The organism is Streptomyces sp. NBC_01716, from assembly GCF_036248275.1.
GTDB lineage: Bacteria > Actinomycetota > Actinomycetes > Streptomycetales > Streptomycetaceae > Streptomyces.
Genome location: NZ_CP109181.1, coordinates 3,679,018 through 3,695,428, shown reverse-complemented (window position 1 = coordinate 3,695,428; position 16,411 = coordinate 3,679,018). Strand labels below are relative to the sequence as shown.

The 16,411-nt window shown below is 71.2% G+C and carries 17 protein-coding genes; 7 read left to right on the top strand and 10 right to left on the bottom strand.

Translation table 11 applies throughout. The features are described 5' to 3' along the window. The first annotated feature begins 48 nt into the window (after positions 1 to 48). Positions 49 to 654 carry a GTP cyclohydrolase I FolE gene (gene folE, locus OIE74_RS16165; protein ID WP_329383674.1) on the top strand — a complete coding sequence of 202 codons (606 nt, stop codon included), beginning with the start codon at positions 49 to 51 and terminating at the stop codon, positions 652 to 654. Positions 655 to 670: 16 nt separating this feature from the next. On the opposite strand, the gene OIE74_RS16160 is transcribed toward folE, so the two are convergent. From OIE74_RS16160 to OIE74_RS16135, 6 genes are all read right to left on the bottom strand, one after another. Then, positions 671 to 1,162 carry a DUF3180 domain-containing protein gene (locus OIE74_RS16160; RefSeq protein WP_329392323.1) on the bottom strand — a complete coding sequence of 164 codons (492 nt, stop codon included), beginning with the start codon at positions 1,160 to 1,162 and terminating at the stop codon, positions 671 to 673. 76 nt (positions 1,163 to 1,238) lie between these two features. Next, positions 1,239 to 1,835 carry a 2-amino-4-hydroxy-6-hydroxymethyldihydropteridine diphosphokinase gene (gene folK, locus OIE74_RS16155; RefSeq protein WP_329383672.1) on the bottom strand — a complete coding sequence of 199 codons (597 nt, stop codon included), beginning with the start codon at positions 1,833 to 1,835 and terminating at the stop codon, positions 1,239 to 1,241. Beyond that, complete coding sequence (gene folB, locus OIE74_RS16150; RefSeq protein ID WP_443076128.1) at positions 1,832 to 2,191, bottom strand: dihydroneopterin aldolase; 360 nt, start codon at positions 2,189 to 2,191, stop codon at positions 1,832 to 1,834. The genes folK and folB overlap by 4 nt, the downstream gene beginning before the upstream one ends. A 212-nt stretch (positions 2,192 to 2,403) precedes the next feature. After that, positions 2,404 to 2,802: a nuclear transport factor 2 family protein gene (locus tag OIE74_RS16145; RefSeq protein ID WP_443076355.1), complete on the bottom strand. Its 399-nt coding sequence runs from the start codon at positions 2,800 to 2,802 to the stop codon at positions 2,404 to 2,406. A gap of 65 nt (positions 2,803 to 2,867) precedes the next feature. Then, on the bottom strand, positions 2,868 to 3,734 hold the full coding sequence (folP, locus tag OIE74_RS16140; RefSeq protein WP_329383664.1) for a dihydropteroate synthase: 867 nt from the start codon (positions 3,732 to 3,734) through the stop codon (positions 2,868 to 2,870). Positions 3,735 to 3,846: 112 nt separating this feature from the next. Next, positions 3,847 to 5,019, bottom strand: a complete 1,173-nt coding sequence (locus tag OIE74_RS16135; protein ID WP_329383661.1) for an ABC transporter ATP-binding protein — start codon at positions 5,017 to 5,019, stop codon at positions 3,847 to 3,849. Between the two features lie 143 nt (positions 5,020 to 5,162). On the opposite strand from OIE74_RS16135, the gene OIE74_RS16130 reads away from it, so the two are divergent. From OIE74_RS16130 to OIE74_RS16115, 4 genes are all read left to right on the top strand, one after another. Beyond that, positions 5,163 to 5,900 carry an ABC transporter permease gene (locus tag OIE74_RS16130; RefSeq protein ID WP_329383658.1) on the top strand — a complete coding sequence of 246 codons (738 nt, stop codon included), beginning with the start codon at positions 5,163 to 5,165 and terminating at the stop codon, positions 5,898 to 5,900. A 3-nt stretch (positions 5,901 to 5,903) separates the two neighbouring features. After that, positions 5,904 to 6,662 carry an ABC transporter permease gene (locus OIE74_RS16125; RefSeq protein WP_329383656.1) on the top strand — a complete coding sequence of 253 codons (759 nt, stop codon included), beginning with the start codon at positions 5,904 to 5,906 and terminating at the stop codon, positions 6,660 to 6,662. 55 nt (positions 6,663 to 6,717) lie between these two features. Then, the gene (locus OIE74_RS16120; RefSeq protein WP_329383654.1) at positions 6,718 to 7,692 is read left to right on the top strand and encodes an ABC transporter substrate-binding protein; all 975 of its coding nucleotides are present in this window, start codon (positions 6,718 to 6,720) and stop codon (positions 7,690 to 7,692) included. A 126-nt stretch (positions 7,693 to 7,818) separates the two neighbouring features. Further along, a complete protein-coding gene (locus tag OIE74_RS16115; protein ID WP_329383651.1) occupies positions 7,819 to 8,997 on the top strand; it encodes a hypothetical protein in 1,179 nt (392 codons plus the stop codon). A gap of 548 nt (positions 8,998 to 9,545) precedes the next feature. Here OIE74_RS16115 and OIE74_RS16110 read toward each other — a convergent pair. Then, complete coding sequence (locus OIE74_RS16110) at positions 9,546 to 10,700, bottom strand: NADH-quinone oxidoreductase subunit D (RefSeq protein WP_329383649.1); 1,155 nt, start codon at positions 10,698 to 10,700, stop codon at positions 9,546 to 9,548. After that, complete coding sequence (locus OIE74_RS16105) at positions 10,697 to 11,653, bottom strand: SAM-dependent methyltransferase (protein WP_329392322.1); 957 nt, start codon at positions 11,651 to 11,653, stop codon at positions 10,697 to 10,699. Before OIE74_RS16105 ends, OIE74_RS16110 begins: the two co-directional genes overlap by 4 nt. Positions 11,654 to 11,826: 173 nt before the next feature. On the opposite strand from OIE74_RS16105, the gene OIE74_RS16100 reads away from it, so the two are divergent. Both OIE74_RS16100 and OIE74_RS16095 read left to right on the top strand, forming a co-directional pair. Then, positions 11,827 to 13,029, top strand: a complete 1,203-nt coding sequence (locus OIE74_RS16100) for a sensor histidine kinase (protein ID WP_329383647.1) — start codon at positions 11,827 to 11,829, stop codon at positions 13,027 to 13,029. Positions 13,030 to 13,097: 68 nt separating this feature from the next. Continuing rightward, positions 13,098 to 13,775 (top strand): response regulator transcription factor, encoded by a 678-nt coding sequence (locus OIE74_RS16095; protein WP_329383646.1) that lies wholly within the window; start codon positions 13,098 to 13,100, stop codon positions 13,773 to 13,775. Between the two features lie 198 nt (positions 13,776 to 13,973). Here OIE74_RS16095 and OIE74_RS16085 read toward each other — a convergent pair whose 3' ends face one another. Both OIE74_RS16085 and OIE74_RS16080 read right to left on the bottom strand, forming a co-directional pair. Beyond that, positions 13,974 to 15,059 (bottom strand): DUF5937 family protein, encoded by a 1,086-nt coding sequence (locus tag OIE74_RS16085; protein ID WP_329383643.1) that lies wholly within the window; start codon positions 15,057 to 15,059, stop codon positions 13,974 to 13,976. A 54-nt stretch (positions 15,060 to 15,113) separates the two neighbouring features. Beyond that, positions 15,114 to 16,352 (bottom strand): threonine aldolase family protein, encoded by a 1,239-nt coding sequence (locus tag OIE74_RS16080; protein WP_329383641.1) that lies wholly within the window; start codon positions 16,350 to 16,352, stop codon positions 15,114 to 15,116. Positions 16,353 to 16,411 lie beyond the last annotated feature (59 nt).

The following is a 16,411-nucleotide window of genomic DNA, read 5'->3' as shown; positions in this document are numbered from 1 at the left end:
GCGGCATTTCTGTTGCCGCGCATGGAACGGCAGAGGAACGAGGCCCAGATGACCAATCCCGTGAGGCTCGACGGCGAAGGTGTGATCGGCGAGTTCGACGAGAAGCGGGCCGAGCATGCCGTGCGGGAGCTTCTGATCGCGGTCGGTGAGGACCCGGATCGCGAGGGCCTGCGCGAGACGCCGGGGCGGGTGGCCCGCTCGTACAAGGAAATATTCGCCGGGCTCTGGCAGCGGCCCGAGGATGTGCTGACCACGACGTTCGACATCGGCCACGACGAGATGGTCCTGGTGAAGGACATCGAGGTGCAGAGTTCGTGCGAGCACCATCTGGTGCCCTTCCACGGTGTCGCGCACGTCGGATACATCCCGTCGTCCGACGGGAAGATCACCGGGCTGTCGAAGCTGGCGCGGCTGGTGGACGTCTACGCCCGCAGGCCGCAGGTCCAGGAGCGGATGACCACGCAGATCGCGGACTCGCTGATGAAGATCCTGGAGCCGCGCGGCGTGCTCGTGGTCGTGGAGTGCGAGCACATGTGCATGTCGATGCGCGGAGTGCGCAAGCCCGGTGCCAAGACGATCACCTCGGCGGTACGGGGGCAGCTGCGCGACCCGGCGACCCGCAACGAGGCGATGAGCCTGATCATGGCCCGCTGAACCACCAGCGAGCGGGTCAGACGCGGGCGGTGCCGTGGCTGTCGTCGTCGTGCCCGTCGTCGTCCGGCAGCTTGAGGACACGCTCCAGGAAGAACGCGGCGGCTATCACCGCGATCCCGGCGACCACCGAGGCTCCCGCGTAGTAGGCCTGGTCCCGCCGGGCGGGGATCTCCAGGGAGCCGAGCAGGAAGACGCCCGTCCCGCCGTACATCCCGGCGACCAGCGCCGCGACCAGCGCGCTCGCCTGACCGAAAACGACCGCTCGGGCGGCCATCAGCGGGTCCACACCCTTGGCGCCGGGCCGGCGCTCACGCTGGGCACGCAGCCGCGAGCGGAGCGAGAGGGCCGTCGCCGCGAGGACGACGGCGATCACCGCGAGCACGATAGGTGCGGCCAGAGGCACGCTGGGCAGGGTGCCGAGCGAGTCCCAGAGGCGGGCGGCGCCCCAGGCGAGCACCCCGGCCACGGTGAAGAGGCCCGCCAGAACCCCGATCCGCAATTGCCTCACCGCGAGAGCCCGCCCTTCACCCTTACTCGTCACCGACACACGTACTTCCGGCCTACCGGCCCGCAGAGCCTAACGACTAGTCGGGCAGGCGGAGTTCCAGGTCCGCGCGAGGTTCCACGCCCGCCTGCTCGACCAGGGCGAGCAGTTCGGAGACCGTACCCCGGCCGGTGAGCCGCGCCTCCGGCTCCACGTCGTGCCAGGGCACGAGCACGAAGGCCCGCTGGTGGGCGCGCGGATGGGGCAGGGTGAGCACCGGGTCGTCCGAGACGACGTCCGCGTACGCCACGATGTCGACGTCGATCGTGCGCGGCCCCCAGCGCTCCACCCGGACACGGTCGAAAGCCTCCTCCACGGCCTGGGCCCGCTCCAGCAGGGACGAGGGCGGCAGGGTGGTCTTGACCACGACGACGGCGTTGAAGTACGAGGGCTGGCTGCCCGGTTCGACGCCCCAGGGCACCGTCTCGTACACGGGGGACACCGCCTTCACCCGCAGACCGGGGGTGTCCTCCAGCGCGTCGATCGCGCCCTGGAGGGTCTCCAGTCTGTTGCCGAGATTGGAACCGAGGCTGATCACGGCGCGCTTCGGATTGGACAGGGTGACGTCCGCCGCGTCGACCTGGGCCACCACCGAGGCCGGCACCGGCTGAACGGTCGGATCGCTCTGTGGATTCATACTCGGCTCCGGGTGATGGTGATGGTCACGTCGTCGAAGGGCACCGTGATCGGGGCGTCCGGCTTGTGGAGCGTCACCTCGACCTCGTCGACGGCGTCGTGTTTCAGGCACTGTTCCGCGATGCGCTCGGCGAGGGTCTCGATCAGATCGACGGGTTCGCCCCGCACGACGGCCACGACCTCCTCGGCCACGACTCCGTAGTGGACGGTTCTCGTCAGGTCGTCGCCCGCCGCGGCGGGGCGGGCGTCGAGGCTCAGCACCAGATCCACGATGAAGGTCTGCCCCTCCTCGCGCTCCCGGGGGAAGACGCCATGGTGCCCACGGGCCTTGAGCCCGCGCAGCGCGAGACGGTCCACGCGAATCACTCCTGCTGTCGTTGGTCAAGTGGGGCACTATGCCGTATGCGGACGACGCGTGTCCCCGGTCGAATCTACTCGCGGGCACCGACACGGCCTGCCCGTGGGGGCCTCGGGCACCGCGGGCGACGTCCGCGGCGGGCTCCGCGCGACGGGGAACCGCAGGGTAGTTCCGAGGGCGCGGGGCCGGCCCTTGTAGGTGCCTTACCCACTCACGCGGGAGATTCGTCGTCCTGCTCGTCGTCGGTTTCGGCCAGAACGGGGGAGCCGTGGTGGGACCAGACCCGCCAGCCCTCGGCGGTGCGACGGAAGACGTTGGTGGCGACCACCAACTGCCCGACGAGCGGGCCGAGCGCACCGCTCTCCTCGGCCGGTCCGCCGCTGAGGATGTTCTCGGTGCAGGTCACGAGAGCGGTGTCGCCGGCGACGGACACCACGACATCCGTAAGGAAGAACTGGATGTACTCGGTGTTGGCCATGATCAGCGCGTACGAGCGCAGCACCTCGCCGCGGCCGGTGAGCACCGGCCAGCCCGGGTGGACGCAGCTGACGCCGGGGCTGTCGCCGTCCAGCCAGAGTGCGGACAGCTCGTCGAGGTCGCCGCGCTCCATGGCTTCGTAGAAGGCCGTGTTGAGGGCGTCGACCTGTTCCCTGTCGGTCCCGCTCGGCGTGCTCTTCACCAGGCTCCCTCGACGGCGCGCGCCACGCGGACGGCGTCGGCGGTCGCGCGTACCTCGTGGACCCGTACCGCCCAGGCGCCTTCGTGGGCGGCGATCGCCGAGACGGCGGCGGTCGCGGCGTCCCGTTCGCGCGCGGGTGGCGGGGCGCCGTCACCGGCCAGGACGCGGCCGAGGAACCGTTTACGGGACGCGGCGACCAGCAGCGGCCTGCCCAGCGCCCGCAGGTCGGCCGTGTGGGCCACCAGCGCGAGGTCGTGCTCGGCGGCCTTGGCGAAGCCGAGGCCGGGGTCGATCACCAGGCGCTCGGGGGCGATGCCGCCGGCGATCACCGCCTCCATGCGCTCGCGCAGTTCGGCCACCACTTCGGCGACGACGTCCGTGTAGACGGCGCGGCTGTTCATGTCCAGGCTGAGACCGCGCCAGTGCATGACGACGAAGGGCACGCCCGCGGCGGCGACGGCGGGCACCATGGCCGGGTCCGCGAGGCCGCCGCTGACGTCGTTGACCAGCACGGCTCCGGCGGCCACGGCCTGTTCGGCGACGGAGGCCCGCATGGTGTCCACGGACACCGTCACGCCCTCGGACGCCAGGCCCCGCACGACGGGCACGACGCGCCGCAGTTCCTCGTCCTCGTCGACCCGCGAGGCGCCGGGGCGGGTCGACTCGCCGCCGACGTCCACCAGGTCGGCGCCCTCGGTGACCAGATCGAGGCCGCGCTTGACCGCGGTGGTGGTGTCGAACCAGCGGCCGCCGTCGGAGAAGGAATCGGGCGTCACGTTGACGACTCCCATGACCGCGCAGCGGTCCCACTCCGGCAGGCCGTCGACCGTGCCCCTTCCGCCCTGCGGGCGCAACGTACTCATACGTCCCACCCTAGGCCCGCAGGTGCTTCGGTACGCCCCCACCGGGCGGGGACGGCCCCCCTCCGGGGGACGCCGTCGGGACCGCGGGGACCGGTCGGGACGCGGTGCGCCGTCAGGACGCCGCGATCTGCGCGACGGTCTCCAGTTCCACCTCGGTGCGGGGGATGGCGTGCGCGTCGGCGTCGATCGAGCGGCGCAGCGCCTCGTGCAGCCGGGCCGGGGTCAGCACACCGAGGAAGCGGCCCGTCTCCTCCTTGTCGATGACAGCGATCCAGCCCGCGTCGTGCTGGAGCATCGTGGAGAACGCCTGCTTGAGCGAGGCGCCGACCGGCAGCCACGCCTCCATACGACGGGCGTGCTCCCGTACGGTCCCCGAGGAGCCGGTCTGCTCGGTGGAGATCCAGCCGTGCAGATTGTCCTGGGCGTCCAGGACGACCGCCCAGCGCGCGCCCTCCTTGGAAAGCTTTGCCGCCGCGGTCCGCAGCTGGTCGTCCAGGTGCAGGACGGGGGGCTGTTCCAGGTCGCCCTCCTCGATCGGCGTGACCGAGAGCCGCTTGAGGCCGCGGTCCGCGCCGACGAAGTCGGCGACGTACGGCGTGGCGGGCGCGCCCAGCACGGCGGCGGGGGCGTCGAACTGCTGGATGGTGCCCTGCCCGTAGACCGCGATCCGGTCGCCGAGGCGGACCGCCTCCTCGATGTCGTGCGTGACGAAGAGCACGGTCTTGTTGACGGCGGCCTGGAGCTTCAGGAACTCGTTCTGGAGGTGTTCGCGTACGACAGGGTCGACCGCGCCGAAGGGTTCGTCCATCAGCAGGACGGGCGGGTCGGCGGCCAGTGCCCGTGCCACGCCCACGCGTTGGCGCTGTCCACCGGAGAGCTGTTCGGGGTAGCGGTCGCCGTAGACGGAGGGGTCGAGGCCGACCAGGTCGAGGAGTTCGGCGGCGCGCTCACGGCTCTTGGCGCGGGGCCGGCCGAGGAGATGGGGGACGGTCGCCGTGTTCTCCAGGATCGTCTTGTGCGGGAACAGGCCGACCTGCTGGATCACATAGCCGATCCGGCGCCGGAGCTGGACGGGGTCGACGGTCGATACGTCTTCGCCGTCCACGAAGATCCGGCCTTCGGTCGGGTCGATCAGCCGGTTGACCATTTTCATGGTGGTCGTCTTGCCGCAGCCGGACGGTCCGACGAGCGTGACCAGCTCGCCCGCTCCGACCTCCAGGCTGAGGTCGTCGACGGCCGTCGTGCCGTCCGGGTACCGCTTGGTGACGTGCTCGAATCGGATCATGATTTCCCCATTGTGACCGGTCTTGTGTGAAGGCAATGTTGCTGGAATGTGGCGACCATCCGCGATTGTCAGTGGTCGGGGATAGGGTCGCCGAGACAAAGACACCAGACATACGTTCGGGGAGATAGGGGAGGCGGGGGTGGATGAGCGCTCAAAGCTGTCTGGCGGCGAACGAATGGATCTGCGGAGAGTACCTTCGCTCCCGTAGCCAGGAGTTGATGGATGCGACGGTCCAGCACATCTGGATCACTGTTGTCTCGGTCCTCATCGGGCTGCTCGTGGCCTTTCCGCTCGCCCTGCTCGCCCGCGCCAAACCGGCTTTCGCCGGCCCCGTGCTCGGACTGACCACACTGCTCTACACAATCCCGTCGCTGGCGATGTTCTCGCTGCTGCTGCCGTTCTTCGGGCTGTCGTCCGCGCTGGTGATCACCGGCCTGGTGCTGTATTCACTGACGATCCTTGTGAGGAACATCGTCGCGGGCCTCGATTCCGTTCCGGCGGAGGCCAAGGAGGCCGCCCGCGGGATGGGGTACGGGTCGGGGCGGCTGCTCTGGGAGGTCGAGCTGCCGCTCGCACTGCCCGCGCTGATGGCGGGCGTGCGGATCGCGACGGTCTCGACGGTCGCGCTGACGACCGTCGGGTCGATCGTGGGGCGCGGCGGGCTCGGCAATCTCATCGAGGACGCGCTGCCCAGCCTGTTCAAGGCACAGGTGCTCGCCGCCTCGGTGCTCTGCGTGCTGCTGGCGGTCGCCGCCGACCTGCTCCTTCTCGGACTCCAGCGGCTGCTCACACCCTGGACCCGCATAGGTAAGGGCAAGGGCCGCGCGGCACGTCCCGCGCGCGAGGGCCGGACCGGCGGCCCGGTGAAGGTGGGGGGCTGACCGATGGACGTTCTGGCAGACGCGTGGACCTGGCTGGTCACCGGCTCCAACTGGTCCGGCGAGGACGGTGCGCTGGCCCGCCTCGGTGAGCATGTGTACGTCAGCGGGGTCGCGCTCGCGCTCGCCTGCGTGATCGCCCTCCCGACGGCCTTCTACCTCGGGCACATCGGCAGGGGCGGCGCGCTCGCGATCAACATCTCCAACGTGGGACGGGCGGTCCCTGTCTTCGCCGTGCTTGCCCTGTTCATGCTCTCCCCGCTGCGCAACGCGGGTTACGTGCCGACGATCGTCGCGCTGGTCCTCTTCGCCGTGCCGCCGCTGCTGACCAACGCCTACGTGGGCATGCGGGAGGTGGACCGGTCGGTGGTCGAAGCCGCCAGGGGCATGGGGATGTCCGGGCGCCAGCTCTTCGTACGGGTCGAGCTGCCCCTCGCGTACCCGATGGTGATGACCGGCCTGCGGTCCGCGTCCGTACAGGTGATCGCCACCGCCACGATCGCGGCGATGGTGGGGCAGGGCGGCCTCGGGCGGATCATCACCGCCGGCTTCAACACGTACGACACCCCCCAGGTGGTCGCCGGGGCCCTCCTGGTGGCGCTGCTCGCGCTGGTCGTCGAGGGCGTGCTCGTGGCGCTGGACCGGGTGCTCGACCCGTCGCCGTCCGCCACCGCCGTCCGGGCACCGGTGCCCGGCGCGCGGGACGGCGCGGCGGGCAAGACCCTCGGCGACGACGTGCTCCCGCGGGACCGAACGACCGTGTGACGACCGACTTTCCTGGCCTTCTCTTCGGGCCACCCTCAACGGATGGTGAACTTTCATGAGCAAGACCTCGCGCATCGCGGGTGCGGTAGTCGGCGTTGTCGCCCTGACCGGGTCGCTCGCCGCCTGCGGCGGCGACAGCCTGGAATCGGACGGCGACTCGGACAAGGGATCGGGCGCCGACAAGAAGGGCGCCCTCGTCGTCGGCGCCGCGGCCTTCACCGAGTCCAAGGTGCTCGCCGAGCTCTACGCGCAGATCCTCGGTGACGGCGGATACGACACCTCCGTCACGACGGTGAAGAACCGTGAGCTGTACGAGCCGTCCCTGGAGAAGGGTGAGATCGACGTCGTCCCCGAATACGCGGCGACGCTCACCGAATTCCTCAACGCCAAGGTGAACGGCGCGGACGAGGCCGTGAAGAAGCCGCTCGCCTCCAGCGACACGGCCGCCACGGTCGCCGCCCTGGAGAAGCTGGCGGAGCCGCGCGGACTGAAGGTGCTCCCCGCCGGCAAGGCGGTCGACCAGAACGCCTTCGCGGTGACGAAGGAATACGCCGAGGAGAATAGCCTCAAGACCCTTTCGGATCTGGGCGCGTCGAAGCTCAAGGTGAAGATCGCCGCGGGTGACGAGTGCGAGGTACGGCCGTTCTGCGCGCCCGGTCTCAAGGAGACGTACGGAATCGACGTCACCGGCATCGACCCGCAGGGCGTCGGCACTCCGCAGGCCAAGCAGGCGGTCAAGGACGGCAAGGACCAGCTGGTCCTCAGCACCACCACCGACGGCACGCTCGACAGTTTCGGTCTGGTGGTCCTGGAGGACGACAAGAAGCTCCAGAACGCGGACAACGTACTTCCCGTGGTCAATGCCAAGGACGCCGGTTCTCAGGAGATCGCGGACATTCTCGGCAAGCTCACCGACATCCTCACGACAGAGGATCTCGCGGAGCTCAACCTGAAGGTCGACGCCGAGCGTGCGAAGCCCGCGGATGTCGCCAAGGAGTATCTGGAGTCAAAGGACCTGATCGGCAAGTAGCGACAAGCGGGGCCAAGTAGTGGGAAGCGGCGGGAAGTAGAGGGCCGGGAGTGGAGTCGGCAACGGACGGGGAAAGATTGTCCGGCCGACCCCCATTCCGGCGCGACGCGCGGTAAATTTCTGGCCATGCCACGTGGACGCCACCGCCATTCCCCGCCCCTCCACAGGATTCTGCCGCCGTCGGCCGTGGCGGGGGCCGCGGCTCTGTGCGCCGCGGGTGCCTGGCTCCTCGCGGAACCCGTGGCGCTCCGCGGGCTGGTGGTCGTCACCGCGGCCACCGCCGCCACCGGCGCCTATCTGATGCGCAGTTGGGACCGGGCCGCGGGCCGGCGCGTCGCCGAACTGCTCCGCGCGCAGGCGAGCGAGGAGTGGAAGACCGAAGAGCGAGTAGCCGAACTCGAAACCGATATCGAGGAATCGCGCGAGATCCGCACCCGGCTCGACACCAAGCTGCGCACCAAGCGGGCGGAACTCGCGAAACTGCGCGGCGAGCACGCCGCGCTTCTGCGCCGGTACGCCACGGCGGAGACCGCGCGCGCCAGCGCGCTGGAGGGCCGGCGGCAGCTCGCCATCGAAGCGGCCGCCGAGCCGAAGGCGCTGCCGCCCGCGGGCAGTACACCCACCGCGTCGGCGTACTACCGCGCAGCGCAGGCCCTTGAGGACCTGACGCACAACGGCGTGACACAGCACACGAAGCGGATCCTCGAAGAGGCCCGCCGGCATCAACTCGCCGAGCGCGCGGCCCGCGAGGCCGCGGCGGAGGAGGAGCGGGCGAAGCAGGCGGCGAAGGCCGAGCAGGCCCGCGCCGAGAAGGCCGCGCAGGAGAAGGAAGCCGGGAAGCGGCGCGCGGCGGAAGCCGCGGCGGCCGGCGAGCACGCACGCCCCTCGTTCGCGCTTCCGCTGAAGGTCAGGCCGTCGGCATCGCTGCCCGCCACCCGCCCCCACCCGGGCGCATCGGCGATCGTCCCGTACAACCGGCGGCACCGGCTGCAACGGGGTCCCGAGGGAGGTTTCGACTTCTTCGGCACGCAGAAGGGCGGCGCCGCCTCGACCGAACCGCCCGCCGCCGACGCGGAGGACGGCCCTGCCGGCCCGGAGACCGTGGAGACCGAGGGCAGACAGTCCGCGGCGGCTGAGCTGGAACGGGCGCGGCGCGAGGACCTCGCCGATGTGACCGGCGAGGAGGCCCTTGAGGAGCGGCGCAGGACGGACGACCGGGCGGTGGGCAAGGTCATCGACCTGACCGAGCACGACGAGACCGAGCCACTGCCCCTCGGCCAACTGCGCAGCGCGATCGGCTCCTAGGGCGTGTTTGAGAAGTCCCGTCTGGCCCACGACGCCTGGCACGCGCGCTCGCCGCGTTGTCGGAGTCATCCAAGTACGTCCGGTCCATCTACGGGGCTGATCCTCCGCCTTGCGATCGCACGCACCAGACGCCGTGGGCCCCGCCCGATGGGCGGACGACGCTACTTCTCAAACACGCCCTAGGCTCCTGGGTCCTGTCCCGGACACACCCTAGGGCTGGGCTTCGAGCGGTTCGGTGGTGACCGTGACGCCGGAATCCCGCAGGCGGGCGACCGCCCGTGCCGGGTCGATCGCGCTCTCCGGCAGTACCAGTCCGGCCGCCGGAGGCGTACCACCGTCCAGACCCAGGACGCGCTCGACACCGATCAGCGCCGAGTGAGCCGTGAGGTGGCCCTGACCGCGCGGATCGCTGACGACGGTGCGGCGCGCCAGCGGCCGGCCTGCGCGGGAACGCCGCGGACACCTGTCCGCGCCCCCTCAACCAGCCTCAGGCCGACGCGGAGATCTCGCACCACGGCAGCACCGGCCGGCCGCAGCGCGCCCCGCTACTACTTGTCGATGTCGCCGACGACGAAGAAGAGCGAGCCGAGGATCGCCACCATGTCGGCGACCAGAGTGCCCGGCAGCAGCTCGGTCAGGGCCTGGATGTTGTTGAAGGACGCCGAGCGCAGCTTCAGCCGGTACGGGGTCTTCTCGCCCTTCGACACCAGGTAGTAGCCGTTGATGCCGAGCGGATTCTCGGTCCAGGCGTACGTGTGTCCCTCCGGCGCCTTGAGGACCTTGGGCAGCCGCTGGTTGACCGGACCGGGCTCCAGGCCGGCGATGCGGTCCAGGCACGCGTCCGCGAGGTCGAGCGAATTGTGGGTCTGGCCCAGCAGGCACTCGAAGCGGGCCAGGCAGTCGCCCTCCTCGCGGGTGACGACCTTAAGCGTGTCCTGGAGTTCGCCGTACGCGAGGTACGGCTCGTCGCGGCGCAGGTCGAAGTCGACGCCCGAGGCCCGCGCGATCGGCCCCGAAACCCCGTACGCGTGCACGGTTTTCGCCGCCAGGACCCCCACGCCACGGGTGCGGCCCCGGAAGATCTCGTTGCCGAGGACCAGCCTGTCGTAGACGTCCATCCGCGAACGGACCTGGGCGACCGCGTGCCTGGCGCGGTCCAGCCAGCCCGCGGGCAGGTCCTCCTTGAGACCGCCGACCCGGTTGAACATGAAGTGCATCCGGCCGCCGGAGATCTCCTCCATGACGGCCTGCAGCTCCTCGCGCTCCCGGAAGGCGTGGAACACCGGGGTGATCCCGCCCAGTTCGAGGGGGTAGGAGCCGAGGAACATCAGATGGTTGAGCATCCGGTTCAGCTCGGCGAGCAGGGTCCGGGTCCAGACGGCGCGCTGCGGCACCTCCATGCCGAGCATGCGCTCGACGGCCATCACCACACCCAGCTCGTTGGCGAACGCCGACAGCCAGTCGTGGCGGTTGGCGAGCATGATGATCTGGCGGTAGTCCCGCGCCTCGAACAGCTTCTCGGCGCCCCGGTGCATGTACCCGATGACCGGCTCGGCCTCCCGGATCACCTCGCCGTCGAGTACCAGCCGCAGTCGGAGCACACCGTGCGTCGAGGGGTGCTGGGGCCCGATGTTGAGCACCATGTCCGTGCTCTCGGCCGCGCCGCCGATGCCGACCGTCGTCGTGCGGGTGGTCTCCGTCATGCGGGCCAGTCTCTCAGAGCCGTACCGACCGGAAGCATCAGCCAGCCGAAGTCCCCGAGGCCGCCCCGCGCGGTCAGTTCGGCGGCCTCGCCGGCGGCGGCGAGCGCGCGTACGTAGGAGGCGGGGTCGGTCGTGGCGAGGGAGAGCGGCGGGCGCTCACCGCTGACGCCGAGGCGGTGCAGGGCCTCGCGCTGGCTCAGTACGAAGGCCGCCGCGCCTCCCGGGCTTGCGGCCGCCGCGCACGCGTCCAGTGCGACATGGGCGGTGATGTCGCGGGTGCCGTCCGGTACCGGCCGTACCTCGCGGCCGCCCCGGAAGCCGGACAGCGTCCCGAACAGCGGCCGGTCGCCGCGTACGTGCGCGTAGTCGACGGCCACCGCGAGACCCTGGTCCAGCGTCGCCACGGCGGCGGCCCACGCCTCGTCACGAGTGCGGCCGATCTCCGCCCGCGCGCCCGGCCCGTCCATCGGCCACCAGCGCGCCAGCCACCGCGCGTCCGGGCCTTCGACCGGGGTCCCGGGCCGCTCCGTGCCGTCGGGGCCCACCAGGACGTACCGCACCGTCCCGTCTGGCCCCACCTCGGCGACGTCCACGGGCACGTTGTCCAGCCACTCGTTGGCGAACAGCAGCCCCCGCACCCCGGTCGGCGGCCTGTCGGTCCACTCGACGCGCGGATCGAGTCCCGGCGGTCGTAGGGCCCGCTCGACGGCGTACGGCCGTACGGTCAGCCCGTCCGGTACGGCGGCGAGGACACCGGTCAGCAGTTCCCCGCGCCCCGCGCCCATGTCGACCAGGGCGATCTCGTCGGTATCCAGCGCCTCGGCGGTCGCCGCCAGAAGCTTCGCGACGGCCGACGCGAAGAGCGATGAGGCGTGCACGGAGGTGCGGAAGTGCCCGGCAGGCCCCTCAGGGCGCCGGTAGAAGCCCTCCGGGCCGTACAGGGCGCTCTCCATCGCCGCGGCCCATCCGCGGGCCTCCACGCCCCACGGAGCCCCCACGGCCCCGTCGTGCTTACACGTCTCATCCGTCACGGGCCCAGTCTCCACCTTGGGGAGTACTCCCCGGCCGACCGGATCGGCCCTCCGGTTGACCCTTCTACCTTTGTGGCTTCCCTACGCTGGGTTACGTGCAGCGTCTCTATGACTTTCTCCGTAGACACCCGACGGGCGTCGACAGCTTCTGGGCTGTGGTGCTCTTCGGGTTTTCCATGCTGTGGGTGGTTGTGCAGGCGGGTGTCGGCGCCGAGCCGAAGGCCGTTGCCGCGGTGATCGTTCTGCTGCTGTCGCTGAGCGTCGCGCTGCGCCGACGCCATCCGGAGAAGATGCTGCTGCTCGTGGCCGGTCTGGGTGTGGTCCAGCTGCTGACCAGCGTGCGGCCCAATCCGGCCAACTTCGCCATGCTGGCGCTCATCTACACGGTCGCCGCACGGGGCGGCCCGCGCTGGGCCACCCAGCTGGCGCTGATCGGCGGCCTCGCCGCGGCGCCGCTGGCCCAACTGCGCTGGCCCGCGAGCGAGGAGAGCGCCGGCGGGCAGTTCTTCCTCACCGTCGTGCTGGCGCTGCCCTTCGCACTCGCCTGGGTACTCGGCGACTCCGTCCGTACCCGCCGCGCGTACTTCGCTCAGCTGGAGGAGCGTGCGACCCGGCTGGAGAAGGAGCGGGAGGCGCAGGCCAAGGTCGCGGTGGCCGCCGAGCGCGCGCGGATCGCCCGCGAGCTGCACGACGTCGTCGCGCACAACGTCTCGGTGATGGTCGTCCAGGCCGACGGCGCCGCCTACGTCCTGGACACCGCGCCCGAACAGGCCAGGCAGGCCCTGGAGACCATCTCGGGCACCGGACGGCAGGCGCTGGCCGAGATGCGCCGGCTGCTCGGTGTGCTGCGGACCGGCGACGTCAAGGAGAGCGGCGAGTACGTGCCGCAGCCCGACGTCCAGCAGATAGAGGACCTGGTCGAGCAGGTGCGGTCGGCGGGGCTCACCGTGGACTTCAAGGTCGAGGGCACCCCCCGGTCGCTGCCGAGCGGCGTGGAGCTCACCGCGTACCGGATCGTGCAGGAAGCGCTGACGAACAGCCGTAAGCACGGCGGACCCGATGTGGGAGCCAGCGTCCGTCTGGTCTACTTCGACGACGGGCTGGGACTCCTGGTCGAGGACGACGGGCGCGGCGCGGGCCACGATCTGTACGTGGACGGTGGCGCGGACGGCCGGGGGCACGGCCTCATCGGGATGCGGGAGCGCGTCGGCATGGTCGGCGGCACGCTCGACGCGGGGCCGCGGCCGGGGGGCGGCTTCCGGATCAGCGCGCTGCTTCCGTTGAAGCCCGCGCACTGAACCCCTCCGAACTGAACTCCTGAACAGTCACCGACCGACCGCCCTCCTACGGAGAAGGAACCCCGCCGATGTCGATCCGCGTGATGCTCGTCGATGACCAGGTGCTGCTGCGCACCGGTTTTCGTATGGTGCTGGCCGCACAGCCGGACATGGAGGTCGTCGCGGAGGCGGGCGACGGCGCGGAGGCGATCGAGAATCTGCGCGCCACCGCCGTGGACGTCGTCCTCATGGACGTACGCATGCCACGGCTGGACGGTGTGGAGGCGACCCGGCGCATCTGCGCGGAGCCCGGCGCGCCCAAGGTGCTCATCCTGACGACGTTCGACCTCGACGAGTACGCCTTCTCCGGGCTCAAGGCGGGCGCCAGCGGCTTCATGCTCAAGGACGTGCCGCCGTCCGAGCTGCTGAGCGCGATCCGCGCCGTGCACAGCGGCGACGCGGTCGTCGCGCCGTCCACGACCCGGCGGCTGCTCGACCGCTTCTCGGCCATGCTGCCGAGCGGCCGGGAGAGCGCCGCGGCCACCGGCGCGCTGGAGCGGCTGACCGGCCGCGAGCGCGAGGTCATGCTGTTGGTCGCCCAGGGCCTGTCGAACGGCGAGATCGCCGCCCGGCTGGTCCTCTCCGAGGCGACCGTGAAGACCCATGTCGGCCGCATCCTCACCAAGCTCGGCCTGCGCGACCGGGTGCAGGTCGTGGTGCTCGCGTACGAGTCCGGGCTGGTGCGCGCCGGAGGCGGCGCCGTCTGATGCTCCTGCGGATCAACGGGCTCTTCGGCGGCGGTAAGACGCGGACCGCGCACGAGATCGCACGGCGGCTGCCGGGGAGGTACGCCACTTCGCCCTGCTCGCCGAGCGCATCCGTACGGACGGCGTGACGATCCCTCAGGTCGCCGACACCATCGCCGCGTCGGCGGGGACGCGGCTCGCCCCGAGCACCGACAGCCGTCAGCGCAGCACACCCTCAAGGAAGTCGCTGCCGAGCCGTGCCACAAGGGTCACATCCAGCTGGTGCAGCACATAGCGCCCACGGCGGCGGGTCGTCAGCAGGCCCGCCTTGCGTATCACGGAAAGATGCCGGGACACCTCCGGCGCCGTTATCCCGCACGTGTCGGCCAGCTCGCTCGTCGAATACTCGCCCCGCGCGAGGCTCCGGCACAGCCGCATCCGCATGGGGTGCGCGACCGCCTCAAGGCGGAGCTTGACCGTCTCCACTGAGGGCGCGCCGCCGGACGGCTCCGGGCTGCCCACCGGGTACTGCACGACCGGCTGCCAGCCGGGCGCGTGCAGCGCGATCAGATGCGGCCACCCGAAGGCGGTGGGCAGGAAGGTCAGGCCCGATCCCGCGGCGCTCGTGCGGCCCGACGAGAGCTTGTCCACGACGACGGCGGTGCCCGTCTCCTCCAGGCTCACGGCGGACGAGACGGCGGCGACGGCTTCCGCGAGTCCCTTGCGCCGCAGCAGGTCGGTCTTGTGCCGGGCGTCGGCGGCCAGTTGGACCCGGACCCGCTGCCAGGTCTCGGCGAAGAACGCCTGGTCGCAGTCCTCCATCAGCCGCCGTATCCATGCCCGGACGGCGGGCGGATCGGTCAGCATGCGCCGTACGAAGGCGGACCGGCGCGGTCCGCGCGTCGCGGCCAGCTCCAGCGCGCGCTCCCGCGTGGGGGCGTCCACCAGCGGGGACGGGGCGCCCGCGCCGTACTGACTGGCGCAGGAGATCTCCAGCGCCGCCGCCACGTACTGCTCGTCGGGCATCGTGTCGAGGTCGTCCAGCTCCTCGGCCAGCGTCTCGCGGGGGCAGGGGGGCAGCAGGATGTCGGAGCGGGCGGACCGCCACAGGAAGTCCGCCTCGTGCAGCCGGTCGGCCAGCTCGGGCTTGAGCCCGGCGGAGGTGGACGTGATCCAGGCGTGGAGCCGGGCGTGGTGTCCGGGCTCGGACAGGGCGTGAAGGGCCGCGGCCAGCTCGGCGAGCGGGGACGGTCCGAAGACGATCCGCTCGTGGGGCAGCCCGGTGATGTCGATGGTCACGCTCATGCATCCATGCTGCACGCCACCACTGACAGCGCGGCGGACGATTGACGGCGCCCGTCAATCGGCGGGCCGGTCCCTCGCCTCCGCTGCTGCTTCAGCCTCCGCCTTCACGCGGGTCATGAACTCCCCTACCGCTTGCCGGACGTCGTCCGCTGTCCACTCCAGCCCGGCCTCCGCGACCGTCACCTCCGTCACAGAGACACCCGGCGGGCCGGAGCCCGAGTCGAACCAGCGGCGGAAGAGCGACACCCCCGTCTCCTCGGCCTGCCGCACGGCCGCCTCGTTCAGCACCCGGGCGTCGTACGGGAGCCAGACCTGGAACTGGTGGGTGTGCGGCTGTTGGGGATGCACCCGGAACCACGGCGCGGCGGACACCGCTCCTGATCCGGCTCCTGATCCGGCTCCTGATCCTCGCGACGGCTCCGCGAGCTCTTCCGCCAGCGCCGCCGCGACCACGCGCGCGTGGGCGACGTACGAGGGCAGCCGCGGCAGCTCCCGCTCAAGCCCCAACAGCGCGGACAGCGCCGCCGGATACTGCTGGAAGACCTGTCCTCCGTACCGATGCCGCCACACCCGCGCCTCCTCGACCAGCGTCGAGGACCCCACGAGCATCGCCCCGGACATCGCGCCCAGAGACTTGTAGAAGGACACGTACACGCTGTCCGCGAGCCCCGCGATCTCCTCCAGCGGGCGGCCGAAATGCGTCACGCTCTCCCACAGCCGCGCCCCGTCGAAGTGCACCACAGCGTCGCGCTCACGCGCCGCCGCCACGACCGCGACGAGCTCGTCCCACGTAGGCAGTACGAACCCGGCGTCGCGCAGCGGCAGTTCCAGCATCAGCGTGCCGAACGGCTCGTCCGTGGCCTCGATCTCCTCGGCCGTGGGCAGCCGGGGCTCGGAGGTCGGATGGATCGTCCGCAGGCCGCTCACGACCGACAGGGCGCCGCCCTCGTGCACCTCCGGGTGCGCCATCGGATGCAGGGCCACGGTCGCGTTGCCGGTGCGGCCCGCCCAGCACCGCAGTGCCACCTGCTGCGCCATGGTGCCCGTCGGGAAGAACGCGGCGGCCGGGAAACCGAGGAGGGCCGCCACCCGGTTCTCCAGCTCGGCGACGACCCCGTTCCCGTACACGTCAGCCCACTCGTCGAGGTCGTAGACCGACGACGCGTCGGCCGCGAGCGCGGCCAGCTGTTCGCCGACGGGCCGGTCGGCGTGGCCGCGCCAGAGGATCCGTCCGGATGCATGCCAGGCGGCCAGCCGCCGCCGTCGTTCGTCCTGTTCGCTCGTCTCTCCCATGGTGGGATCATCGTCCACCGGGCGCGGTCCGCCCAGTGCTTTTACTACTGCCGCCCGCA